We start from the raw sequence: 22,058 nt of genomic DNA on the forward strand, positions 1-22,058 counted from the left end.
AGGTAGAGTTCGAGGAGGTCTATTTTGAGGTGCGAGTCGTTTTTCATGGCGATGCTTATGCCCAGATAGGTTGCCCAGAGAAAGCAGTAGCGGGCGGCCTCTTCGGGCCATGCCAGGGAATGATTGAGGCAGTAGCGGAAAAAAACCTGCAGGAGGATGATTGCGGTCATGGCCCCGAGGAAAGCAATGCCGAGGTTTTCCGTCAGTGAATCCAGGAAGGAGAAGAAATGTTTCATGATGCCCCCATGCGTTTTTATCGGGAGGGGCAGGGAGGGGAGTACCCCCTCCCGCCGGGCATTACAGTCCTAAAAGTTCAGCCGCATTCTCCCATGTGAATTTTCTGTAGAGATCTTCGGGAAGCTGGAAGCGCTGTATTTCCTTCATACTCTGCTTCATGCCGCGCACAGGGTAGGCGGAGCCGAACAGAAAGCGCTTCCCGTGGGTGAAGTGTATGCCGCGGGCAAACATGTCGCTGCCCGGTACCCTTTCCATGTTCATGTAAAGGTCAGGGATGAGGTAGACGTTCTCCGTCACGCAGGCCACGGCGGCGGCAGCCTCCACCCAGGGGTAACCGGCATGGGCTATGATGAATTTGCAGGAGGGGAAATCCTTGGCTGCTCTCTGCACACATTCGGGCTGGGCGTAGGACATGTCCGGGCCGAGCAGCATGCTCTGCGAAACGACGACAGGCACGCCGAGTTCCTCGCAGCGGTCGTAAACAGGATACAGTTTGTTGCTGTCGGGGTAGAGTGCAGGGCTCATGCAGCCGGGTTCGACCACAATGCCTTTCAGGCCGAGCTCCGCCACGGCGTGCTCCACTTCCTCCACGGCCTGCCGTATGCCGCCCGAAACGTCCACGGCGCCGAAGCCGATGAGCTTGTCCGGATATTCGGCCGCGCCCGCAGCCACTTCCTCATTGCTGACGCCGCCCCAGCCTATGGCCGTATTGCGGGGCAGGACCACGCCCATGTCTATGCCTGCTTCTTCCATTTCCTTGAAGAACAGAGGCATGGACATTTGGCGGGCGGATTCGACTTCTTCCGTGTCTTCGTAGTTGAACGGGAAGAGTTCAAATCCTTTCTGAGGGCCGAGAATGGACATTTTTTCAAAACCTTTCAGCGGAGGGCGTACACGAAAGTCAATGACCATGGCAAAGCTCCTTAAATTTTAATAAAACAAATGGTTATGATAGAATTTCCTATCAATGCACACAGAATACTTCATGCGAATGATAAAAAAATATGCATATAATGGTTTTTTGATTTTTTTTTAACAAAGCCCGAAGGAGCGGGAAGGGAGAAGGGAAAGCCGTCGGGAAGCGTGGAACCATGGTCGGTTTTTTCTGAAGAAAGCTGCGCGCCTTGCTTCAGCAGGCAGGAAAAGCGTTCTGAGCGTACAGGGCAGGCAGCCTTTCGGGCGTCGTTCAACCGGGCGAAGCAACAGGGCTTTTTCCCGATCAGAAGAAAGAGTTCAAAAGAAGAAAGGCCCTGAAAACCCATGCCGGAGGCAGGATTTTCAAGGCCTTTTCATAAGGCAGGGAGGGAAAAGTGCGGGGGGAGAAAGAGGGAGGGGGAATATTTTTTCTGTGCACGGAGACGCCGCTCCGTCGGACGGCAGCATTGAGGATCCGGGGGAGATGTTCTCCCCCGGAACGGAACGGGGAGGGCCCCGCCTGCCTTTACTTCATGTAGCTTTCGCAGTGGGCGAGGCTGCGGGCCCGGGCGGCGGCCATGCGCTTGCGCAGGATCTCGCGGTAGGCCTCCACGCTGCCGCCGATATCGGCGATGCTGCCTCGGGCGACGCCGCTCTCAAGGGCGGCCATGGCCACGGCGGGGGCGACCCATTCGATGATGCGCGGGTCGAGGGGCATGGGGATGATGTATTCCGGCCCGAAGGAGAAATTGCGGCCGTGGTAGGCGGCGCGCACGTCGTCGGGCACGGGCTCCAGGGCGAGGTCGGCCAGGGCGCGGGCGGCGGCGATTTTCATCGCTTCATTGATCTTGCCGGCGCGCACGTCCAGCGCTCCGCGGAAGATGAAGGGGAAGCCGGAGACGTTGTTGACCTGATTGGGATAGTCGGAGCGGCCGGTGCCCATGATTGCGTCGGGCCGCACGGCCTTGGCCTCCTCATAGCCGATTTCCGGCACGGGGTTGGCGCAGGCGAAAATGACGGGGCTTTCGGCCATGCCCTTCAGCATGTCGGCCTTGAGCGTGCCCGGGCCGGAGAGGCCGAGGAAGAGGTTTGCGCCCTTCAGGGCGGCGTAGAGCGTGTCGTCGATGGAGGAGCCGGGCGCGGGTTCTTCCTGGGCAAAGGTCATCTGCACGTCGGAAAGGTCGGTGCGCCCCTTGTGGATGAGGCCCTTTATGTCGAACATGGAGATGTTTTCCGCCTTCACGCCCATGGCGGCGTAGAAGCGCGCGCAGGCCATGCCCGCAGCCCCCGCACCCATGACGACCGCCTTCATGTCCTCTACGGCGCGCCCCGTGATGCGCGAGGCGTTCATGAGCGCCGCGCCGGTGATCACGGCGGTGCCGTGCTGGTCGTCGTGGAACACGGGGATATTCATGGCCTTCTGCAGCTCGGTCTCAATGTGGAAACATTCCGGGCCGCGAATGTCTTCGAGGTTGATGCCGCCGAAGGTGGGTTCCAGGGCCTTCACAATGTCGATGAGGCGCTCGGGGTCGGTGCAGTCGAGCTCTATGTCGAAGGCGTCCACGTCGGCAAAGAGCTTGAAGAGCATGCTCTTGCCTTCCATGACGGGCTTGCCCGCCAGGGGCCCGATGTTGCCGAGGCCGAGCACGGCCGTGCCGTTGGTCACCACGGCCACGAGGTTGCCGCGCCCGGTGAGCTTTTCGGCCATGGAGGGGTCGGCCTTGATATCGCGGCAGGCGTCGGCCACGCCGGGGCTGTAGGCCAGGGTGAGGTCGTCCTGCGAGACGGCTTTCTTGCTGGTCATGACTTCTATTTTGCCGGGGCGCGGCAGGCTGTGGTAGCGCCGCACGTCTTCCTTGGTGTAGCTCATGGCATATCCTTATATGTTGCCCCGCGCTGTGCGGGAGAGTTGCGTTATTTTTTTCTGAGGGTTGCGGGAAAGGCTACCGGGCGAGCACGTCCTTCATCACGGCAAGGGCACTCTGCATGGCTTCCCTGTCCGCCTGCGTGCCCATGTGCCCCATGCGGAATACCTTGCCTGCCAGAGGGCCGAGGCTTCCGCCCACATAGAGCCCCCTTTCGGCAAGGGCGGCGCGCCATTCGGGCCATGCATGCCCTTCGGGCACGCGCAGGGCCGTCACCGTGGGGGAGGGCACGGCGTCTTCGGCGGGCCAGAGCGTAAGGCCGAGGGCCTTCGCCCCTTCGCGGCAGGCGCGGGCCACGGCTTCATGCCGGGCGAACACGTTTTCGAGACCTTCCTCTTCCAGCGCGGAAAGCGAGGCGTCCAGCGCGGCCACGCCCCACCAGTTGGGCGTGTAGGGGAAGCGCATGGCGTCTTCAACGGCGTTGTCGAAGGGCTTCACCGCGTCGTAGCCGGTGTAGTTCACCTCGCGCACGCGCTCCCATGCCGCGGCGCTCACGCTCATGAAGCTCATGTCCGGCGGGCAGGAAAGGCACTTCTGCGAGCCGCCGAGCACGCAGTCGGCATGCCATGCATCGGCATGCACGGGCGCGCCGCCCGCGCTCGCCACCGCGTCCACCACGAAAAAGGGCACGCCCATGTCTTCCTTCAGCGCACCGAGCTCTTCAAGCGGGTTCAGCGTGCCCGAGGGCGTCTCACAGTGCACGGCCGTCATGAGCACGGGGCGATGCTCGCGCACGGCGTCCTTCACCCGCTCCAGCGTGGAAGCGCTGATGGTGCAATCGTAAGGCTCCGAAACAAGCACGGCCCTGCAGCCTAAAGCCTTCGCCATGTCGGCAAAGCCGTCCCCGAATACCCCCGTGCCCACAGAGAGTACCGTGTCGCCTTCCTTGAGCAGGCTTTTCAGCGCGCCCCACAGCACGAGCATCCCTTCGCCCGTGCCGAGAAGCACGTCTTCCTTCGTGCCGAGCACCTTCTGAAGGCGGCTGCGCACCGACTTGTAAAGTTCAAGATATTCCGTGCCCATGCGCGGAGGCGCATAGTCGCGGGAAAGCGCCCGGGCGACGCGGGGATGGATGGAAACGGGGCCGGGATAAAAAGGCATGGCCGCATAGGGCTGGAAACTGTTCATGGCACGGCGCGGGAAGCGTGGTTGCGGCCGGGGAAGTCGCTTTTCCGCGCATGGCTGCCTTCCCCGCCGTCTCCCTGCCGGGAGCAAAAGAGCGAAAACATAACGACTTCGCCCGTGAAATCTACAAGACTTTTCGTGAAAACCTCCTCCCCTGTCAAGTGCTCCCATGGGAGGCAGAAAAGGCGGGAAAGGCAGGAAAGGCAGCCGGGGCGCCGCCCCGGACCCCGCCGGGGGAGGTGCCCTCCCCCGGGCCCCCGCATCGGGCAGGGCCGCGCGGAAGAAGAGCGCAAAGGTTCTCCTTCATCTCGCTTCTGTCCTGTTCTTCTCGAATCTTCCGGGCGGGGCAGGTTCGTCTTTCTCCGTCTCCTGCCCCGCGTCAGTGCAGGCGTGCGCTGCCGCGCCCGCCTGCGGCTGCCGACATGGTTTCCGGCAAGGGCCGGAAACCATGTGCGTAAGGAAGAGATTTCTTGATGAGTTAAACGAAGGGGATGCGCATGTTTCCCGGGAGAGCTTCGGGAAAGGGCATTGTCGTTTTTTCTCCCTTGTTTTTTGCGGCCCCTTCTCCGTTCTTTTTCGTCTTTCGGAGCCTGACGGCAGAAGCGGGGGGGCTTGTCCCGATTCATCGGGGAATCATTCCCCCCGCTGCATTTTCTGTCTTTCAGGAAAGAAAACCACGCCCTGCACGGCTGCGGAGCGTGGTCTGTCGTGTTTTTTTCGTCCTGTCGGCAGGCGGAGCCTGACGGCAGAAACGGGGGTGCGGGGGGAATTATTCCCCCCTCTGCCTTTTCCGCCTTTACAGCGGGGCGCGGAGGTTATGGGTACCGAGGGCGCGGGTGAGTTTGTCGCCCGCGAGGAAGAGGCGGCCTTCGTCGAAGGCGCGGCCCAGAAGCTGCATGCCCACGGGGAGGCCTTCGCTCAGGCCCACGGGGATGGAGAGCCCGGGCAGGCCCGCGAGGTTGAGGGAAAGGGTGAAGATATCCATGAAGTACATCTGGAGCGGATCTTCGGACATGTGGCCCAGCTGCCACGCGGGCACGGGGGAGACGGGGGCGAGGAGCATGTCGCATTTTTCCAGCGCGTCGAGGTAGTCCTGCCGGATGAGGCGGCGCACCTGGGCGGCCTTGCGGTAGTAGGCGTCGTAGTAGCCGGCGGAGAGCACATAGGAGCCGAGCAGGATGCGGCGCTGCACTTCCGGCCCGAAGCCCTCGGTGCGGGAGCTTGTGTACATGTCTTCGAGGTTCCTGGGCGCGGCGGTGCGGTGGCCGTAGCGCACGCCGTCGTAGCGGGCGAGGTTGGAGCTCGCTTCGGCGGCGGCGAGGATGTAATAGCTCGCTATGGCGTATTCGGTATGCGGCAGGGAGACCTCCGCCACCTTTGCGCCGAGGCCGCGGGCCGCTTCCACGGCCTTTTCGCACGCTTCGGACACGCCCTTGTCCAGTCCCTCATGCCCGAAGAACTCGCGGGGCAGGCCCAGGGTGAGGCCGGAAAGGTCTTCCTGCGCGGCCATGGCGGCGGCGTAATCGGGCACGGGCACGGGGGAGCTTGTGCTGTCGCGCCCGTCGTGCCCGGCAATGACCTGGAGCATGAGCGCCGCGTCTTCCACGGTGCGGGCAAGCGGGCCCACCTGGTCGAAGGAGGAGGCGTAGGCCAGAAGCCCGTAGCGGGATACCCGGCCGTAGGTGGGCTTGATGCCCACGCAGCCGCACAGCGAGGCGGGCTGGCGTATGGAGCCGCCGGTGTCGGACCCCAAGGAGGCGAAGCACTGGCAGGCGGCCACGCTGGCTGCGGAGCCGCCGCTGGAGCCGCCGGGCACGCGGGAAAGGTCCCAGGGGTTGGCCGTGGCCCTGTAGGCGGAGTGTTCCGTGGTGGAGCCCATGGCGAATTCATCCATGTTGTTCTTGGCAAGGATGACGGCCCCTGCGTCCTTCAGCTTCTGCACCACCATGGCATCGTAGGGGGGGATGAAGCCTTCGAGGATCTTCGAAGCGGCGGTGGTGGGCAGGCCCTTCAGGGTGAGGGCGTCCTTCACGGTGACGGGTATGCCCCAGAGAGGCTTGTCGGAAAAGTCGGCCGGGCGCATCTTATCCATGGCGCGGGCTTCTTCCAGGGCCTCTTCGTCGCGCCGGGCGAGCAGCGCGCCGAGGGAAGGTTCCGTGGCGTTGATGCGGGAGATGCAGGAGGCGACGAGGCTTTCCGCGCTCACCTCGCCCTTTTGCAGGAGCTTCTGCGCTTCAAGGAGGGAGAGTTCAAAAAGTTCAGGCATTTATTTTCCCTCCACAATGCGGGGAACAATGAAGAAGGCCCCGTCGGTGGCGGGAGCTCCGGCCAGGATATCGGCCCGGCAGTCGCGGCGCACGGCGATATCGTCCCTGAATGCGCTTTCGTGGATCACCGGGGAGTAAAGAGGCTCCACGCCCGTGGTGTCCACTTCGGCGAGCTTGTCCATATAGGCGAGGATGCGGGAACACTGGGCCGCCATTTCTTCCTGGACGGAAGGATCCGGGGCCAGCCGGGAAAGGCGGCACAGATGCAGAAAATCGTTCTTGTCGAGTGACATGGGGTGTTAGTCCTTGCTGAGGGAATTGACGAGCTGGTCGAAGCTCAGGGGCCGCTGCGGTGCGGCGGGCGCTGCCGGGGCGGGGGTGGAAAGGTTGCCGGATTCCAGCCTTTCCTTCAGCGCGCGCATGTCGGCCGGGGCGTGCCCCGAGGCTGCGGGCTGGAACAGGAAGAGCTTGCGGGAGGCCTTGCCGGAGCCGTCCCAGACCATGGGCGCGCCCGCCCAGTCCACCTCCGGCTTTGCGGAGAGGGTGCGGTTCAGGCTTTTGGCATCCCAGCCGGGCTGAAGGTTCAGGGCTGCGGCCAGGGAGACGAAGTCGAAGCCCAGGGCGGCCCAGTCGTCGGGCCTGGCGTTTTTCGCGGCCATGGCGTTCTTGAAGGCCGCCGCGCCGGGGGCGGGGGAATCATCGTCCCACGAACCCGGGAAAACGGTGAGGGCGAAGGTGGCGGGATTGCTGCGGCTGCCGTGGCCGAGGCTCTGCTCCCAGAGGGAGGTACCCATCATGAGCCTGTCCTGCGCGCCGTTGTAGTGCAGGCTGGAGACGAGCATATCCATGTTCTTCCAGCTGTCGGGCAGGAATATGGCCTTGAAATCCGCCGTGGCCACGGGGATGCTGCCGCGCTGTGCGCCCACGCGGGTTTTCACGAAGGCTCCGGCCTCCTTGGGCCAGGCGCTCATCTTGCCCGCAGTGTAGGTGCCGCCGGTCACGGCAAGCCCGCGCGCGGAGGCTTTCTGCATGAACAGGCCGCCCATGCGCTTTCCGTAGGAATCGCCGGGGCTGAAGACGCCGAAGGAGGATATACCGAGTTTTTCGGCCGCGTCGAGCAGAGTGTCCACCTGGTCTTCCTGGCTGGCGAAGAAGCGCCAGGCCTGCACGCCTTCTTCCCCGGCAGGAAGGGAGGCGGTGAAGGAGAAGACGGCGCGGCCCGCGGCGGCGGCCTTCAGGGCCTTGTAGCGGCCGGGCAGAAGCGGCCCGCCCACCACGGTGAACTGAGCGGGCAGGGCCTGCACGGCCTGCTGCCAGCCCGTCTGCCCGGAGTCGATGATGCGAAGTTCCACCACCTTGCCGGAAAGGCGCAGGGCCTCGGCCGCAGCGAGGGCACCTTCCGCCACCTGCTTGCCGAGAGCCGAGGCGGAACCGGTCTGCGGAATGACGAGGGCCACGGAAACTGTCCTCTGCCCGGGGGGCAGCGGAGCTATGCCGAGCATGGCGGGCGCGGCGTACATCATGGGGTTCGACAGGCGGGCTATGACGGCCGCGCTTTCCGGGATGAGGTTGCGCCTTGCGGCCTTGAGCATGGCGAGGTTCCAGGGGAAGCGCATTTCCTGCTCGGGGGAAATTTTGGAGGCGAGGGCGATGAGCGAATCGGAGTCCATGCCGTCGAGGTCTATCCAGTACATGGTTTCCCATGTGGCGCGCTGCTCGGGGGCGCAGGCGGCGTAGACGGCGGAGAGCTCCTTGCGGGCGGCAAAGCCCTGCCTGCCCGGGCGGCTCGCGGCGATGGACAGGGCGCGGCTCTTCAGCGCCGGGGAGGAGGCGGGGTTCTTGAGCACCGCTTCGGCCCGCAGGCCCTGCTCCGCGCCGCTCAGCCCCGCGATGCCGTTCACCCAGAGCGTGGCTTCATCCTGCGCGTAATAGGGCAGGCGCTGCTTTTCCAGCAGGGCGCAGCCGGAGGAGAGAATCGCGAAACACAGGGCCAGAAGAAATGCGAGGCGAAGACGGTTCATGGCAGGTATCCTTTGCGGCGGGGTAGAGACGGCGCAGCGAAGCGGGCGTGCCCGGGGGCGCGCCTGCCGTTCCGAAAAAGAGGCTCCGGACGCGGAACCGTCCGGAGCCGTTATCATAAGCCAGCTTGCGGGGGAGGGCAAGACGCAATCAGCGCCTCAGGGGGCAGGAGGGCGGCCCTTCCTCCTTTTTATCTCCATTTTTTTCCGGCTTTTTCGTGCAGGCGTCACGCGTCTGCATGGGGTCCAGCCGGAATCAGGACGAGGGAGAGGAACCTTTGTACAGCCCCCTGCCCGCAAAAAGCGCGACGACGAGCAGGATCAGCGTGATGAGGGTTTCCGCCGTGTCCATGAAAGCTCCTTCCGGGGTTCGGGTTCGGGGGAAAAGGGGCGGAGAGCCCGGGCAAGGGCTCCCGGCCTCCGTTTTTCTCCGCTTCCCGGCAAAGCGCCCGTTTGTGCCGGGAGGGCCAGGCTCAGAGCGCCGTGCTCTGGAAGCCGTTGTCCACATAGAGGATTTCGCCGGTCACGCCCGAGGCGAGGTCGGAAGCCAGGAAGGCGGCGGCATTGCCCACTTCGTCGATGGTGACGAGGCGGTGCAGGGGGGCGCGCTGCTCGAACATGGCGCCGATCTGATGGAAGTCGGAAATGCCGGAGGAGGCCAGGGTGCGGATGGGGCCCGCGCTTATGGCGTTGACGCGCACGTTGGCCGGGCCGAAGTCCGTGGCGAGGTAGCGCACGGAAGCTTCCAGCGCGGCCTTGGCCACGCCCATGACGTTGTAGTTGGGGATCATCTTTTCCGAGCCGTAGTAGGTCATGCAGATGACGGACGCGCCGGGATTGAGCAGGGGCTCGAAGGCCTTGCACAGGGCCACCAGCGAATAGGCGGAGATATCGAGGGCGAGCTTGAAGCCGTCGCGCGAGGTGTCGAGGTAGCGGCCCTTCAGGTCGTCCCTGGAGGCGAAGGCCACGGAATGGATGAGCACGTCCACGCTGCCCCACTGTTCCTTCACGAGTTCTGCGGAGCGGGCGATATCCTCATCGCTCGACACGTCGCAGGGGAAGGTGAAATCGCCGGAAAGCTCGGCGGCAATGGGGTCGACGCGTTTTTTCAGGGCGTCGTTCAGGTAGCTGAACGCGAGCTTTGCCCCTTCACGATGGAAGGCGGAGGAGATGCCGTAGGCGATGCTGTGCTTGTTGGCTACACCGAAGATGACGGCCTTTTTTCCTTCAAGAATCATATTCCTCTCCTTTAATGATAGTTGACGGGGGGAGGTTACAGGGAGCGGCCCGTGAGCAGGCGGAAGGCTTCCTGATATTTGGCGGCGGTGGTGTCGCGTACTTTTTCCGGGAGCGCGGGAGCCGGGGGGGTCTTGTCCCAGTCCTGGGTTTCCAGCCAGTCGCGCAGGTACTGCTTGTCGAAGCTCGGCTGGCTGTGGCCGGGTTCGTAGCCTTCGGCGGGCCAGAAGCGGGAGGAATCGGGGGTGAGGACCTCGTCGATGAGGGTGAGCACCCCGTCCACCATGCCGAATTCAAACTTGGTGTCCGCAATGATGATGCCGCGCCCGGCCGCGTACTCCGAGGCTTCGCGGTATATGGCGAGGGCAGTTTCGGCAGCCTTGTCGGCATGTTCGCGGCCCACGATTTCACGCATTTTTTCCAGGCTGATATTCTCGTCGTGGGAGCCGACTTCGCCCTTGGTGGAGGGTGTGAACAGGATCTCGGGGAGCTTTGCGTCTTCAAGCAGCCCTTCAGGCAGTTTCACGTTGCAGAGGGTGCGGTCCTTCTGGTAGGACTTCCAGCCCGAACCGGCGATATAGCCGCGCACGATGCACTCGGCCTTGATGGGTTCGGCCTTTTTCGCCAGCACGGAGCGCCCGGCGAGCTGGTCGCGGAAGGGGCGCAGGGCGGCGGGGTATTTGTCCACATCCGATTCCACAATGTGGTTGGGGATGAGGTGGGAGAATTTTTCCATCCAGAACAAGGTAAGCTGGTTCAGGATGACGCCCTTCCACGGGATGGGTTCGCCGAGGATGACATCGAAGGCGGACATGCGGTCGGTGGTGACGATGAGCAGCGTCTTTTCGTCGATATCATAAATGTCGCGCACCTTGCCGCGGCCGCACATGCGGAAACCGGGCAGGCTGGTGGTGGTGACGACGGGGTAGGGCAGGGATTGCATGGAATGAAACCTCGAAAGCAGGATAAGGGTTGCGGCGGGATCAGCTGCGAAGCTCCACGGAGCGGGCGTGGGCTTCCAGGCCTTCCAGCCGGGCGAGCAGGGCGATGGAAGAGGCGTGGCAGCCGGTGAACTCGCGCGAGGCGGCGATCACGCTGGTCTTCTTGCAGAAGGTCTGCACGCTGAGGGCCGAGGAATGGCGCGCCGTACCCAGGGTGGGCAGGACGTGATTGGGCCCCGCGTAGTAGTCGCCTACGGGCTCGGGGGAATACGGGCCGAGGAACACGGCCCCGGCATGGCGTATGGCGGGCAGAAGCGTCCACGGGGAGGCGGTGCACACTTCCATGTGTTCGGGCGCGATGAGGTTGGCCACGGCCACGCCCACGGAAAGATCGGGCACCTGAATGACGGCGCTCCAGTCGTTGAGGGATGCGCGGGCTATGTCCGCGCGGGGCAGTTCCGCCGCGCGGCGCTCCAGCGCTGAGGCTACGCGGTCGGCCAGAAGGGAGCTTGTCGTCACGAGCACGGCCGAGGCCAGCTTGTCGTGCTCGGCCTGGGAGAGCATGTCGGCGGCCACCCATTCGGCATTGGCGCTTTCATCGGCCAGCACCAGGATTTCGCTCGGCCCGGCGATCATGTCTATGCCCACCTTGCCCTGCACCAGCTTCTTGGCCGTGGTGACGAAGATGTTGCCCGGCCCGGCAATGACGTCCACGGGGCGGATTTCCTTCGTGCCGTAGGCCAGCGCGGCGATGGACCAGGGCCCGCCCACGCGGTAGACCTCGTTGATATCCAGAAGATAGGCGGCGGCCAGCATGTAGGGGTTCAGCGTGCCGTCGGCCCGGGGCGGCGTGACTACGGCTATTTCCTTCACACCCGCCACCTGGGCGGGTATGGCGCCCATGAGCATGGAGGAGATGAGCGGCGTGTTGCCGCCCTTGCCGCCGGGCACATAGAGGCCGGCGCGGTCCACGGGATCCACCTTCTGGCCGAGTATGGAGCCGTCTTCCCGGGTGATGAACCACGACTTGTCCTTCTGCGCTTCGTGGAAGGCGCGTATGTGGGAGGCCGCCTCCACGATGACGCTGCGCTCCGCGCCGGAGATGGAGGCTGCGGCGCGGGCCATTTCCTCCTGCGGTACGGCGAAGGGCATGGTCATTTCCGGCGCGTCGAAGGCGCGGGTACGCTCAAGAAGCGCGGCGTCGCCACGTTCGCGCACGTCGGCAAGGATTGCGCGCACCTGGCTTTCCACGTTCTCGCCCGAGCCGTCGGAAGGGTTGCCGCGTTCGGCAAGGCGCCGGAAAAAGGCCGCTGCTTCAGGGTCGGCGGGGGATTTGATCTTCAATATACGACAGGACATGGCATTTCTCCTTGGGGCGGCAGAGCGCCGCTGCGCTGCACAGAATGGATATTCCGGGGAAAAGAGTCAAGTTTTTCAGGGCGGGAAGTTATTTCTTCCTGTCCTTGACCACCTGCCTGCCCCGGCCGAGGGCGAGTTTTCCGGCGGGCACGTCCTCCACGATGACGGAGCCTGCGCCCACGAGCGCATGGTCTCCGATGTTCACCGGCGCCACCAGGGAGGTATTGCTGCCGATGAAGCAGCCTTCGCCTATGAGGGTGCGGTGCTTGTTCACCCCGTCGTAATTGCAGGTGATGGTACCCGCACCGAAATTGACGCCGCCTCCCACTTCGGTATCGCCGAGATAGGTGAGATGGTTGGCCTTGGAGCCTTTGCCGAGGCGCGTTTTTTTAAGCTCCACGAAGTTGCCCACATGGGCGCCTTCCTCCACCAGTGTCTGCGGGCGAAGCCGCGCCCACGGGCCGATTACGGCGCCTCTTTTCACTTCTGCACCTTCTATGTGGCAGAATTCCTTCACTTCCACGCCGCCTTCGATGCGCGCGTCGCGCAGGACGCCGTGGGAACGGATGAGCGCGCCCTTTTCAATGCGGCAGTCGCCGTAGATTTCGCAGGGGCCGAAGATTTCCGCGCCGCCCTCCACGGTGGAGAAGGGGCTTATGCGCGCAAGCTTCGGCGAATGAAGGAGGACGCCTGCGGCGAGCAGTTCTTCCGCTCTGCGCGCGGCAAGGATTTCTTCCGCCGCGGCAAGCTCCGCAGGGGTGTTCACGCCGAGCAGCGAGGCCGCGTCGCAGCCCGCAAGTTCGGCGCAGACGCCGCGCACGTCCATGCCTGCCTGAAGGCCCAGGGACACGAGGTCGGTGATATAGTATTCCCCGCCCGCGTTCTCGCAGGAAAGGGAAGGCAGAAGGCGGCGCACGGCGGGCAGGGAAAAGAGGTAGATGCCGGTATTGACCTCGCGGGCCTCTTCCTTCGGGCCGTAGAGGGCCGGGTCGAAGTCCCTGGCTTCCACAATGGCCTGCACCCGGCCTTCCCTGCGCACCACGCGGCCGTAGGAGGCGGGATCGTCGAGCTTCACGCTTAAAAAGGCCACGTCCGCGCCGAGGGCTTCCTTCAAAAAGCGCTCCAGCACGGCGGCCGTGACAAGGGGCGTGTCGCCGTTGACCACGAGCACGCAGCCCTCTCCTTCGAGGTGCGGCATGGCCGTCATGAGGGCGTGCCCCGTGCCGAGCTGCCTTTCCTGCCGCACGCAGAAGGCCTCGCGGCCGAGTCTTGCGGCGGTGCGGGCGGCTTCGGCGTCTACAAGGTCGGCCCCGTTGCCGGTGAGGGTGAGGATGCGGCCTGTGTCGGGCAGGGCATGGAGCGCGGCCGTCACCAGGGCGAGCATGCTTTCCCCGAGCAGCGTCTGAAGGACTTTCGGCCGGGGGGAAAGCATCCTTGTGCCCTTGCCGGCGGCGAGGATGAGGGCGTCTATGGAAGTATGGGGCATGTCAGTCTCCACGGAGGGCGCGGCCCGCGGCGCAGACAAGCAGGCCGAAGGCCAGCAGAAGGATACCGCCCGTGCGCAGCTGCCCGTCGGAAAGGGAGAGGAGCAGACGCAGCGTCTCGCGCGTTTTCTCAGGCGAGATGAGCCAGGGCAGGGCTTCCAGGAAGCAGGCCAGGCCCAAAGCGGCGAGGAACAGGGAAAGTTGGAAATTCATCGCGGCAGTATCCTAGGTATCGGCCGACTTGTAAAGGGATTTTTGTTCGCGGGAAAAAGGCGGGAGGGCCGAAGGGCGCGGACGCCGGGGAATGTTGCCCCGTTTCTTCCGCCGGGGGGAGAGGCATAAGCTCTTCAGCGCGGAGGAAAAAGGGCGGAGGGGAAGGCGCGGGGACTGCTCATGCAGGGCGGGAAAGAACGAAAATGCTTGCGCAGAATGAAAAATGCGTTCAAAAAGGAGGGGAGAGTTTCCGAGAAGCCCCTCCGGGCAGAGGTTTTTGTTTATGATAACATTCATGTCCGTACTTAAATATGAGCAGGCCAAGGTGAACGCCGCGCTGGAAAAGGAATTGGCCTCCATGCCCGGGCCCCTGCGCGAGATTGCCGCCCATGTCTTGCTTGCGGGCGGCAAGCGCCTGCGTCCCCTCATGACCCTGGCCTCGGCCCGCCTTTTCGGCGCGGAGGGCCCCGAGCTCTACGGGCTTGCCGTGATCCCCGAAATGATCCATGTGGCCACGCTCCTGCACGACGACGTGCTCGACGGGGCGGATTCTCGCCGGGGCAGGCAGGCCGCCCACCTGCGCTACGACGTGCCCCGCGCCATACTCGCCGGGGACGCGCTCCTTGCTGCGGCGAGCCACAAGACGGCCTCCTTCGGCAGGCCCGAGCTTCTTGCATGCGTGTCGGAGTCCGTGCTCATGACGGCTTCGGGGGAAGCCCATGAAATCGCGCTCCAACATTCCCTTACCCACAGCATGGGGGAATACCTCGATATCGTTTCCGGCAAGACGGGCTGGCTCATCAAGGGCTCCTGCCGCCTGGGCGCGCTCTATGCCGGGGCTTCGCAGGAGCAGGTGGAGGCCATATCCGAATACGGCCTGAACCTCGGCATCGCCTTCCAGATGGTGGACGACGCGCTGGATTTCGCGGATGAAGCCGTGACGGGCAAGCCCACCGGCGGCGACCTTACGGAGGGCAAGTTCACCCCGCCCATCATGAAGTACCTGGATTTTCTGCCTCGGTGCGACAGGGAGGCGTTCTGCGCGAAATTCCGCGAAGGCTCCTTCACGCCGGAGGACCGGGCCCGCGTTTCTTCCGACATACGGCGCCTGGGCTTCGACGCGGAAGCGCGCGCCCTGGCGGGCGAATACCTCGACAGGGCGGAGCGCAGCCTCGAAGGACTGCCCCAGCGCTTTGAGCAGAAGCTTTTCCGCGAGGCCCTGGATTTCGTGCGCAACCGCAGGTCGTAGGATCCTCCCCGGCGGGGAAGGGGCGTTGGCCGCAGCGCCGGGAATTTCCCCATGCCGGAGCCGCCCGCGCCGTTTTTTTCAGGAGAGAAGAAATGGCCTATTTCCGCGTGCTTTCCGCGCAGCTTGCGCTTCTTCAGTCCCTGCTCGTCAAGGAAGAGTCCTGGGCCATACTCATTACCGCCGACCCGGACGCCCTCGCCAGCGCCATGGCGCTTCAGCGCATCATCCGCGCAAAGGTGAAGAGCGTGACTATAGCCCGCATCAACGAGATCACGAGGCCGGACAACCTGGCCATGATCCGCTATCTGCACATTCCTGTGGTGAAGTGGCGGCCTTCCATGAAGAAGAAGGTGCAGCGCTTCGCCCTGGTGGATTCGCAGTCCCACCACAACCCGGCCTTTGCGGGCATAGAATTTTCCGTAGTCATAGACCATCACCCCCTGCCCACGGAGCCTTGTTCCGCGCCTTTTCAGGACATACGCCCCGGCTACGGCTCGGTGAGCACCATCATGACGGAATACCTCTATTCCGCAGGCATACGCCCGGCGCGCCTTCTGGCCACGGCGCTGCAGTACGGCATACGCACGGACACGGGCACCTTCGGCCGCAACGCCATGGAAGTGGACATGCGGGCCTACCACTACCTGAGCCGCTTCGGCGATGCGAACATCATGAACCGCATCCTGCGCAGCGAATACCTGCCCGAGTGGCTGCCGTACTTCACCCGCGCGCTGGAAACTCTGCGCCCCTGCGGCCGGGGCAGTTATGTGTGGCTCGGCAAGGTGGACAGCTCCGACATACTCGTGGTGGTGGCGGATTTCTTCCTCAAGGTGCACGGGCTGCGCTGGGTGGCGGTGTGCGGCGTCTCCGCGGGCCGCGTCATAGTGGTTTTCCGGGGCGGCTACGGCAACATGGATCTCGGGGCCGTGGCGTCCTGCGTGTTTGCGGACATGGGCAGCGGCGGGGGCCACAGGACCATGGCCCGGGCGGAAGCGGCCCTTGCCTCCCTGCCTGCGGAAGAGAAGAACAGGCTTGAGGAATATGCTTTCGGCCTTATCTACGCGGCTGCGGAAAAGAGGCGCGGCCGCCTTGCTGCGGCCCGGAAGGGGGAAGGCGGTGCGGAGGCTGAGAGGAAAAAGGACGGCGGGGCCCCGCAGGCTGCGGACGGGCAGAGCGCGCCGGAGGCCGGGACGCCCCCCGGGCAGGCGGCTGCGGCGGAAAAAAGCGCCCCGGCCGGGGAGAAAGGGGGCTGCGAAGCGAAGAAGGCTGTAAAAGAGGAGGCGGGCGCAGAAAAAAGCGCCTGACCGGGATCGTATCGACAAGCCGGGATGCCCCGGCTTTTTCTTTTGCGGATGCGCCCCGCGAGACTGCCCCCTGCGGGGGCCCTTGGGAAGGCGCCGTGCGCCGCTTTCGGGCAGGGGCGGAGGGCCGGTTGCTGCCTTCCGGGCGGGGGATTTTCCATCACGCAGCTTGCGCAGGGTGCGGGTTTACCGTTGCCGCCTTCCCGGCGGGGCCTGCCGGTACCTGAAAACAGGACGTTTTTTCCGGGGAGGGGAACAGGCTGCGGCAGTTTCCCGCGCGGGGGTATGAGCGGGATTTTGTTCTGCATGGCGGCCCGGAGGGCGAGTTTCCCGGGGGCGGGGCATCTTTTTTTGTCGCGCCCGGTGCGGGAGAAGAGGGCGTATGAAATGCGCCTCCGGCTTTTGCCCTTCCCGAGCGCCGGGGAACGATGTTGCCGGTGGAGCGGGGCAGGGGCGTCCTTCACCGGTGCGGGGAGCGGTCCTTGCGCGCGGCGGCAGGGATACCGGCTCCGGGATCCCCATATTCACTGCTTCGCATCCGAGTGTCAGGAAGGTTTTCCCCTTGTGCAGGGTACCCCGCAAGAGGTGCTGCCGGTCAGCCCGGGGAAGCCCCGGGAGCAAATCCTTGCCTTCTGCGGCGGACCTCGGGGCCCGCTCGCAGGGGATCCGCTCCTTTCCGGGAGGAGGCGCAGGCCGCGCGCGGCTTGACAGCGGCTTTTTTTGCGGTATATTTCGATATCGAACAAAGTTGCGGGCGCTTTCCGGGCGCGGACTCCTGAAGGAGCGGCCGGGATTTTCCGCCTGCGGCAGGAGGGAAGTATGGATATCAGAGAGATATTTGAGCATTTCGACAGGATTGGCAGCTGCGTCTTCGCCACGGTGGGCGGCGAAGGGCCGGAAACGCGCGTGGCGCATTTTCTTGCCTGCGACGAAGAGGGCCTGTACTTCATGACTATGACGACCAAGCCCTTTTACCGTCAGCTCAAGGAGGGCGGCAGGGTGTCGGTATGCGCGCTGTCGGCTTCGCCCGAGATAAGGCAGACGGAAGAAGGCACGCTGGAAATGGAGCCGGGCTATTTCATCCGCGTGACCGGCGACGTGCGCGAGGTAAGCATGGAGGAGATAAAGGCGAAGCGCGACCCGGCCTTTGCCTACTGCATCGAGGATCAGGAGCGTTATCCCGCCATGACGGCCTTTGTGCTGTACCGGGCATGGGGAGAGATTTATGATTACGATTTCGATATGAAGCATCGGGACCACAAGCTGGAGCGGGAGCGCTTCTCCTTCGGAGGCCACCCCGTGGAGCCTGCCGGGCTTGCCATAAGCGCATCCTGCATAGGCTGCGGAGTGTGCGAAAAGGTCTGCACCTTCAAGGTCGTACGCCGCGAGGGGGAGCGCTTTGTCATTGACGGTTCGCGCTGCGACGAATGCGGCGACTGCTGGGTGCACTGTCCCGCCGGGGCGGTGCGGCACAAGGGCCTGCCGCAGGGCTGAGGCGCGGCGCGCCGGGCGGCAGGTCGCCGGAAGGGGGAGAAGAGTTATGACACAGGCGGAGAGAAGGGCGTATCTCATCGGCGAGCTTTTGAAGGAGCGGCACGAGCGTTTTTTCCTTCCTGAAGAGGAGGGGGAACAGAAGCGCCTTCTGCGCGCGCTTTTCAACGTGCGCGGGCCTTTGGCCGCGTCGCCGGAGTTTCTGGAGGTACAGGATGCGTACCTCAGGGAGGAAATCGCCTCCCGGGGCGTCACGAGCGCGCGGGATATCGAGCCTGTGGAGGGCCGCCTCTGCATCCGGCAGGGGGATATCACCACCTTGGAGTGCGGGGCCGTAGTCAATGCGGCCAACCGGCGCATGCTGGGCTGCTTCTGCCCCAACCACGGCTGCATCGACAATGCGATACACACCTTTGCCGGGGTGCAGCTCAGGCTTTTCTGCGCTTCCATGATGGGCGGCAGGCTGGAGCAGACCGGCGGCGCGCGCATCACCCCGGCCTTCAACCTGCCCTGCGATTTCGTCGTCCACGCCGTGGGGCCGGAGGTGCGCGGCCCCCTTACGCCGGGGCATGAAAGGCTTCTTGCCGCCGCCTACGAGGCCTGCTTCAGGTGTGCGGAGAAGTACCGTGTGCGGAGCATGGCCTTCTGCTGCATCTCCACCGGGGAATTCCGCTTCCCGCCCGGGCGTGCGGCGGAAATCGCCGTGGAGACCGTGCGCTCCTGCATCGACCGCTATCCATGGATGGAAAAGGTGATTTTCAATGTGTTCAAAGACAGCGACGCCGCGATATATCAGCGCCTGCTCGGATGATATCTCCGGCCTGAAAAAGGCCCTGCATGAGGCGGACGCCGTGCTCATCGGCGCAGGGGCGGGGCTTTCCGCCGCTGCGGGCCTCACCTACTCGGGCGAGCGTTTCCGCCGACTTTTTCCCGATTTCATTCGGGCCTACGGCATCACGGACATGTACTCCGGCGGCTTCTACCCTTTCCCCACCCCGGAAGAGCGCTGGGCCTGGTGGAGCCGCCACGTCTGGCACAACCGCTACGAGCCCGGCCCCCTGCCGCTCTATGAGCAGCTTCTTTCCCTGGTGCAGGGCAGGGACTGCTTCGTGCTCACCTCCAACGTGGACCATCAGTTCCGCCTCGCAGGCTTCGAGAAGCAGCGCCTCTTCTATATGCAGGGCGACTACGGCCTCTGGCAGTGCTCCGTGCCCTGCCATGAAAGCACCTATGAGAATAAGGAAGCCGTCCTCGCCATGCTGAAGGCCCAGAAAAACATGCGCATCCCTTCGGAACTCGTGCCCCGCTGCCCGCGCTGCGGCGCACCCATGAGCATGAACCTGCGCTGCGACGATACCTTCGTGGAAGATGAAGGCTGGTTCGCCGCCAATGAGCGCTACCGCGCCTTTGTCCGTGAGCACCGGGATTGCAGGCTCCTCCTGCTCGAACTCGGCGTGGGCTACAATACCCCGGGCATCATCAAATACCCCTTCTGGGAAATGGCCAGAAAGAACCCCCTCGCCACCTACGCCGCCCTCAACCTCGATACCCCCTGCATCCCCCGCGAACTCTCCGGCCGCTCCTTCTGGATCCGCCGCGATATCGGCGAAAGCATCAGCGCCCTCCTTGCCCCGGAGGCGTAGAGGAAAGGCGGGAAAGGCAGGAAAGGCACGCGGGGCGCCGCCCCGCACCCCGCCGGGGGGAATGATTCCCCCCGGGCCCCCTCATCAGGCAGGGCGTGGCACTGAGGGCGGGCCGGGCCTGTCCTTCGTATCGCTGAAGTTTCGGGAGCTTCCGTGCGCGGCGCCTCTTTTTTTGCCGCTATGGGCCGAAAGGGCGGGGAAAGGCCGCCTTCTGCCGCAGAGTCCGTGTGAGCGTGCCCTTCGCTCACGCAGGCCGCCTGTTTTCCGGCCTTGCCGGAAAACAGGAATAAAGGAAGGGGAAGATTTTTTGGGGGAGATTCCGGCCGCTGCGTGATTCTGCCTTCGCTGGCGCAGGGCAGAAATTCGCCCAGCGCTTCGTCAGCGTCGCCGGTCTTGCCCCCGCTCCATGCGCGGTTCCGCCTTTGCAGGGGCAAGGCGTTGCTCAGCCCGCTTCCCCTTTGTTGCAAAGGGCGGATTTTTCCCGGGCTTCCTTCCGCGCCCGGGCGCGGCGTTTTTTTGAGATCCCCCGGCGACGGAGGGCATGCCGGGCCCTCGCGTGAGTTCGGCAACGCTCTGTCCGGGCAGGAAAAAAGCGCAGGGAATACTCCCCGCGCTTTTTCTCGCCCGAAGGCCCGGCTTTCGGCACGCTTTCCGGCTTACCAGCCCACGCGGGTGCAGGAAAAGATCATCTGCCAGATATTGCCGATATGCGCCCCGCGCATGGGGCAGTCGGATTCGTCGTTGAGCTTTTTCAGCCGGTCTATGGTCTGCTGTTCGCGGTCGTGGCTGAACACCTCCACGGGCATGCCGTAGCGGTGCTGATCCGTCATGATGCGGCGGCTCAGGTTGAAGCGCCGGCGCACCAGCGCGAGGATCTCGTCGTCGAGGGCGTCCATGTCTGCCCGCAGTTTTTCAATGGCCGCTTCGGATTTCGGGTCTGCCATGTTCTCCTGCCTTGTGGGTATGCGGCGAAGGCCCCCCGGGCCGCGCCTTGGTGGATTTTTTCTGTGGAGATGCTCCGGCCCGCCGCCCTTGTCAAGTCCCGCTCCGGGCCGCGGGGCGGAAAAAATTTTTCCCTCCCGCTCCCCATTGCCGAGAAGAGCCAAAAAGCGTATTTCTTTTCCTGCGATTCCGTCGCGTTTGCGGCGGACATTTCACTACAGGAGAAAATGATGAACAGGAACCTTGTTTCCGCTCTTGCCCTTGTATCCATGCTTGCCCTTCTCGGCGGCTGCAACGAAGAAGCGCAGCCGCAGAAGCCCGCGCCTCAGTTCGGCGTGGTGCAGGTGGCGAAAATCTATCAGGAAAGCCGGCTCGGCAAGCAGGGCGTCGCCCGTGTGGGCGAGCTGGAGGACAAGGCCATGGCCGTGTTCACCGACCTTCAGGCCAAGCTGGAAAAGGCCCGGGCGGACAAGAACGAGGCCGAAGTGCAGAAGCTCGAAAAGGATTTGCAGAGCCGCGTGTACTTTTTGCAGAACGTGATCAAGCAGGATCAGGAACATGTGATGAACGTGCTCCAGACGGAAATGAAGAAGGCCTTCGACCAGTGCCGCACGGACAACGGCCTGCTCGGCCTCTTTACTGAGGAAGTCCTGCCTTCCTACAGCCCCGAAGTGGACGTGACGGACAAGGTGAAAGCCATTCTGGACGCGGGTACCGCCGATTTCGGTGAGCTGCCTTCTCTCGACATGCCTGCCCTGCCGGAACCTGCCAACGCCACAAAGGCGGAAGAAGCCGCTCCTGCCGAAGAGGCAGCCGCACCTGAAGCCGCGCCCGAGGCTCCCGCCGCCCCTGCGCCCGAGGCTCCCGCCGCCCCGGCTTCAAAGTAGCGCTTATCCCTGGTATGAAGGCCCGCCTTCTTTCGGGAAGGCGGGCTTTTTTTACCCCGTGCGTGCCTGAGGGCCGGGCAGGGCTTTCCTCCACAGTTTCCCGGGTACTTGCCCCCCGGCCCTTCCCTCTGTATAAAGGCCCTATACGTCCCCTGAAACAGGAGTTCTTACATGTGCGGAATCATTGGCTACAGCGGGCATCGTCCCGCCGTTCCCCTGCTGTTGGAAGGTTTGCATCGCCTGGAATACCGGGGTTACGATTCTTCGGGCGTGGCCTTCATGCAGGCGGGCCGCCTTCAGGTGGTGAAGGCGGCGGGCAAGCTTTCGGCGCTGGAAGAGAAGCTGGAAGAGAACGCCTACATGCTGGCTACCGCAGGCATGGGCCATACCCGCTGGGCCACCCACGGCCTGCCCGTGGAAAAGAACGCCCATCCTCATCTTTCGCAGGATAAGAGCATAGCCATTATTCATAACGGCATCATCGAGAATTTTCAGGAACTCAAGGACGAGCTTGCCGCCCTGGGGCACAGCTTCCTTTCGGATACGGACACGGAAGTGCTGGCCCACCTCATCGGTGAGGAAAGAAAGCGTGCTCCCTCCCTGCGCGAGGCCTTTGCCCGCGCCCTTTGCCGCGCGCACGGCGCCTATGCCGTAGTCATGATGGCCCAGGAGGAGCCGGGCGTCGTCTATGCCGCGCGCATGAGCGCGCCGCTTCTCATGGGCGTGGGCGTGGGGGAATGTTTCGTGGCCTCGGATATCCCGGCTTTTCTGCCCTATACCCGGGAAGTGGTCTTCCTGGAAGACGGCGAGCTCGCCCGCATCGAG

19 protein-coding genes and 1 pseudogene are annotated in these 22,058 nt (G+C 64.0%); 7 read left to right on the forward strand and 13 right to left on the reverse strand.

Features of this window, described 5'->3' with window-relative positions:
• From K8W16_RS11830 to K8W16_RS11885, 12 genes are all read right to left on the reverse strand, one after another.
• On the reverse strand, window positions 1-236 hold a 236-nt coding region (locus tag K8W16_RS11830), incomplete at its 3' end, for a TRAP transporter small permease (protein WP_304124105.1).
• 61 nt (window positions 237-297) lie between these two features.
• Window positions 298-1,149 (reverse strand): amidohydrolase family protein, encoded by an 852-nt coding sequence (locus tag K8W16_RS11835; RefSeq protein WP_304124106.1) that lies wholly within the window; start codon window positions 1,147-1,149, stop codon window positions 298-300.
• A 529-nt stretch (window positions 1,150-1,678) separates the two neighbouring features.
• Window positions 1,679-3,022 carry a malic enzyme-like NAD(P)-binding protein gene (locus K8W16_RS11840; protein ID WP_304124109.1) on the reverse strand — a complete coding sequence of 448 codons (1,344 nt, stop codon included), beginning with the start codon at window positions 3,020-3,022 and terminating at the stop codon, window positions 1,679-1,681.
• A 73-nt stretch (window positions 3,023-3,095) separates the two neighbouring features.
• Window positions 3,096-4,205 (reverse strand): alanine--glyoxylate aminotransferase family protein, encoded by a 1,110-nt coding sequence (locus K8W16_RS11845; protein ID WP_304124111.1) that lies wholly within the window; start codon window positions 4,203-4,205, stop codon window positions 3,096-3,098.
• Between the two features lie 793 nt (window positions 4,206-4,998).
• Window positions 4,999-6,468 carry an Asp-tRNA(Asn)/Glu-tRNA(Gln) amidotransferase subunit GatA gene (gene gatA, locus K8W16_RS11850; RefSeq protein WP_304124113.1) on the reverse strand — a complete coding sequence of 490 codons (1,470 nt, stop codon included), beginning with the start codon at window positions 6,466-6,468 and terminating at the stop codon, window positions 4,999-5,001.
• The gene (gatC, locus tag K8W16_RS11855) at window positions 6,469-6,762 is read right to left on the reverse strand and encodes an Asp-tRNA(Asn)/Glu-tRNA(Gln) amidotransferase subunit GatC (protein ID WP_304124115.1); all 294 of its coding nucleotides are present in this window, start codon (window positions 6,760-6,762) and stop codon (window positions 6,469-6,471) included.
• A 6-nt stretch (window positions 6,763-6,768) separates the two neighbouring features.
• Window positions 6,769-8,490 carry a penicillin-binding protein activator gene (locus K8W16_RS11860; protein ID WP_304124117.1) on the reverse strand — a complete coding sequence of 574 codons (1,722 nt, stop codon included), beginning with the start codon at window positions 8,488-8,490 and terminating at the stop codon, window positions 6,769-6,771.
• A 470-nt stretch (window positions 8,491-8,960) separates the two neighbouring features.
• The gene (locus K8W16_RS11865; protein ID WP_304124119.1) at window positions 8,961-9,725 is read right to left on the reverse strand and encodes an enoyl-ACP reductase; all 765 of its coding nucleotides are present in this window, start codon (window positions 9,723-9,725) and stop codon (window positions 8,961-8,963) included.
• Window positions 9,726-9,760: 35 nt separating this feature from the next.
• Entirely contained in the window at window positions 9,761-10,666 is a 906-nt protein-coding gene (locus K8W16_RS11870; RefSeq protein WP_304124120.1) for a phosphoribosylaminoimidazolesuccinocarboxamide synthase, read from the reverse strand.
• Window positions 10,667-10,706: 40 nt separating this feature from the next.
• A complete protein-coding gene (gene hisD, locus K8W16_RS11875) occupies window positions 10,707-12,023 on the reverse strand; it encodes a histidinol dehydrogenase (protein ID WP_304124122.1) in 1,317 nt (438 codons plus the stop codon).
• Window positions 12,024-12,111: 88 nt separating this feature from the next.
• Window positions 12,112-13,509 carry a bifunctional UDP-N-acetylglucosamine diphosphorylase/glucosamine-1-phosphate N-acetyltransferase GlmU gene (gene glmU, locus K8W16_RS11880; protein WP_304124124.1) on the reverse strand — a complete coding sequence of 466 codons (1,398 nt, stop codon included), beginning with the start codon at window positions 13,507-13,509 and terminating at the stop codon, window positions 12,112-12,114.
• Window position 13,510: 1 nt separating this feature from the next.
• The gene (locus K8W16_RS11885; RefSeq protein ID WP_304124126.1) at window positions 13,511-13,720 is read right to left on the reverse strand and encodes a DUF2065 domain-containing protein; all 210 of its coding nucleotides are present in this window, start codon (window positions 13,718-13,720) and stop codon (window positions 13,511-13,513) included.
• 283 nt (window positions 13,721-14,003) lie between these two features.
• Between K8W16_RS11885 and K8W16_RS11890 the strand changes: the two genes are divergently transcribed.
• The 5 genes from K8W16_RS11890 (at window position 14,004) to K8W16_RS11910 (ending at window position 19,404) form a co-directional block, all read left to right on the forward strand.
• Entirely contained in the window at window positions 14,004-14,969 is a 966-nt protein-coding gene (locus K8W16_RS11890) for a polyprenyl synthetase family protein (RefSeq protein WP_304124129.1), read from the forward strand.
• Window positions 14,970-15,061: 92 nt separating this feature from the next.
• Window positions 15,062-16,273 (forward strand): bifunctional oligoribonuclease/PAP phosphatase NrnA, encoded by a 1,212-nt coding sequence (locus K8W16_RS11895; protein ID WP_304124131.1) that lies wholly within the window; start codon window positions 15,062-15,064, stop codon window positions 16,271-16,273.
• An 816-nt stretch (window positions 16,274-17,089) separates the two neighbouring features.
• Window positions 17,090-17,764 carry a 4Fe-4S dicluster domain-containing protein gene (locus K8W16_RS11900; protein WP_304124133.1) on the forward strand — a complete coding sequence of 225 codons (675 nt, stop codon included), beginning with the start codon at window positions 17,090-17,092 and terminating at the stop codon, window positions 17,762-17,764.
• A gap of 46 nt (window positions 17,765-17,810) precedes the next feature.
• Window positions 17,811-18,572 carry a protein-ADP-ribose hydrolase gene (locus K8W16_RS11905; protein ID WP_304124136.1) on the forward strand — a complete coding sequence of 254 codons (762 nt, stop codon included), beginning with the start codon at window positions 17,811-17,813 and terminating at the stop codon, window positions 18,570-18,572.
• Window positions 18,523-19,404: a hypothetical protein gene (locus K8W16_RS11910; protein WP_304124139.1), complete on the forward strand. Its 882-nt coding sequence runs from the start codon at window positions 18,523-18,525 to the stop codon at window positions 19,402-19,404. Before K8W16_RS11905 ends, K8W16_RS11910 begins: the two co-directional genes overlap by 50 nt.
• Window positions 19,405-20,060: 656 nt before the next feature.
• Here K8W16_RS11910 and K8W16_RS11915 read toward each other — a convergent pair.
• Window positions 20,061-20,348, reverse strand: a complete 288-nt coding sequence (locus K8W16_RS11915) for a chorismate mutase (protein WP_304124141.1) — start codon at window positions 20,346-20,348, stop codon at window positions 20,061-20,063.
• 228 nt (window positions 20,349-20,576) lie between these two features.
• Between K8W16_RS11915 and K8W16_RS11920 the strand changes: the two genes are divergently transcribed.
• Entirely contained in the window at window positions 20,577-21,233 is a 657-nt protein-coding gene (locus tag K8W16_RS11920) for an OmpH family outer membrane protein (protein WP_304124144.1), read from the forward strand.
• A 171-nt stretch (window positions 21,234-21,404) separates the two neighbouring features.
• A pseudogene (locus K8W16_RS11925) lies at window positions 21,405-22,058 on the forward strand (glutamine--fructose-6-phosphate aminotransferase); the annotation flags it as partial.

It is taken from the genome of Mailhella massiliensis (assembly GCF_020741395.1).
Lineage (GTDB): Bacteria > Desulfobacterota > Desulfovibrionia > Desulfovibrionales > Desulfovibrionaceae > Mailhella > Mailhella massiliensis_A.

Bases quoted from the DNA above. Each gene is read 5' to 3' on its own strand.
- K8W16_RS11890 (WP_304124129.1), top strand. From the start codon at position 14,004: ATGATAACATTCATGTCCGTACTTAAATATGAGCAGGCCAAGGTGAAC.
- K8W16_RS11900 (WP_304124133.1), top strand. From the start codon at position 17,090: ATGGATATCAGAGAGATATTTGAGCATTTCGACAGGATTGGCAGCTGC.
- hisD (WP_304124122.1), bottom strand. From the start codon at position 12,023: ATGTCCTGTCGTATATTGAAGATCAAATCCCCCGCCGACCCTGAAGCA.
- K8W16_RS11870 (WP_304124120.1), bottom strand. From the start codon at position 10,666: ATGCAATCCCTGCCCTACCCCGTCGTCACCACCACCAGCCTGCCCGGT.
- K8W16_RS11895 (WP_304124131.1), top strand. From the start codon at position 15,062: ATGGCCTATTTCCGCGTGCTTTCCGCGCAGCTTGCGCTTCTTCAGTCC.
- K8W16_RS11910 (WP_304124139.1), top strand. From the start codon at position 18,523: ATGTGTTCAAAGACAGCGACGCCGCGATATATCAGCGCCTGCTCGGAT.
- K8W16_RS11860 (WP_304124117.1), bottom strand. From the start codon at position 8,490: ATGAACCGTCTTCGCCTCGCATTTCTTCTGGCCCTGTGTTTCGCGATT.
- K8W16_RS11905 (WP_304124136.1), top strand. From the start codon at position 17,811: ATGACACAGGCGGAGAGAAGGGCGTATCTCATCGGCGAGCTTTTGAAG.
- K8W16_RS11920 (WP_304124144.1), top strand. From the start codon at position 20,577: ATGAACAGGAACCTTGTTTCCGCTCTTGCCCTTGTATCCATGCTTGCC.
- K8W16_RS11845 (WP_304124111.1), bottom strand. From the start codon at position 4,205: ATGAACAGTTTCCAGCCCTATGCGGCCATGCCTTTTTATCCCGGCCCC.
- K8W16_RS11915 (WP_304124141.1), bottom strand. From the start codon at position 20,348: ATGGCAGACCCGAAATCCGAAGCGGCCATTGAAAAACTGCGGGCAGAC.
- K8W16_RS11840 (WP_304124109.1), bottom strand. From the start codon at position 3,022: ATGAGCTACACCAAGGAAGACGTGCGGCGCTACCACAGCCTGCCGCGC.
- gatA (WP_304124113.1), bottom strand. From the start codon at position 6,468: ATGCCTGAACTTTTTGAACTCTCCCTCCTTGAAGCGCAGAAGCTCCTG.
- K8W16_RS11835 (WP_304124106.1), bottom strand. From the start codon at position 1,149: ATGGTCATTGACTTTCGTGTACGCCCTCCGCTGAAAGGTTTTGAAAAA.
- K8W16_RS11865 (WP_304124119.1), bottom strand. From the start codon at position 9,725: ATGATTCTTGAAGGAAAAAAGGCCGTCATCTTCGGTGTAGCCAACAAG.
- K8W16_RS11885 (WP_304124126.1), bottom strand. From the start codon at position 13,720: ATGAATTTCCAACTTTCCCTGTTCCTCGCCGCTTTGGGCCTGGCCTGC.
- gatC (WP_304124115.1), bottom strand. From the start codon at position 6,762: ATGTCACTCGACAAGAACGATTTTCTGCATCTGTGCCGCCTTTCCCGG.
- glmU (WP_304124124.1), bottom strand. From the start codon at position 13,509: ATGCCCCATACTTCCATAGACGCCCTCATCCTCGCCGCCGGCAAGGGC.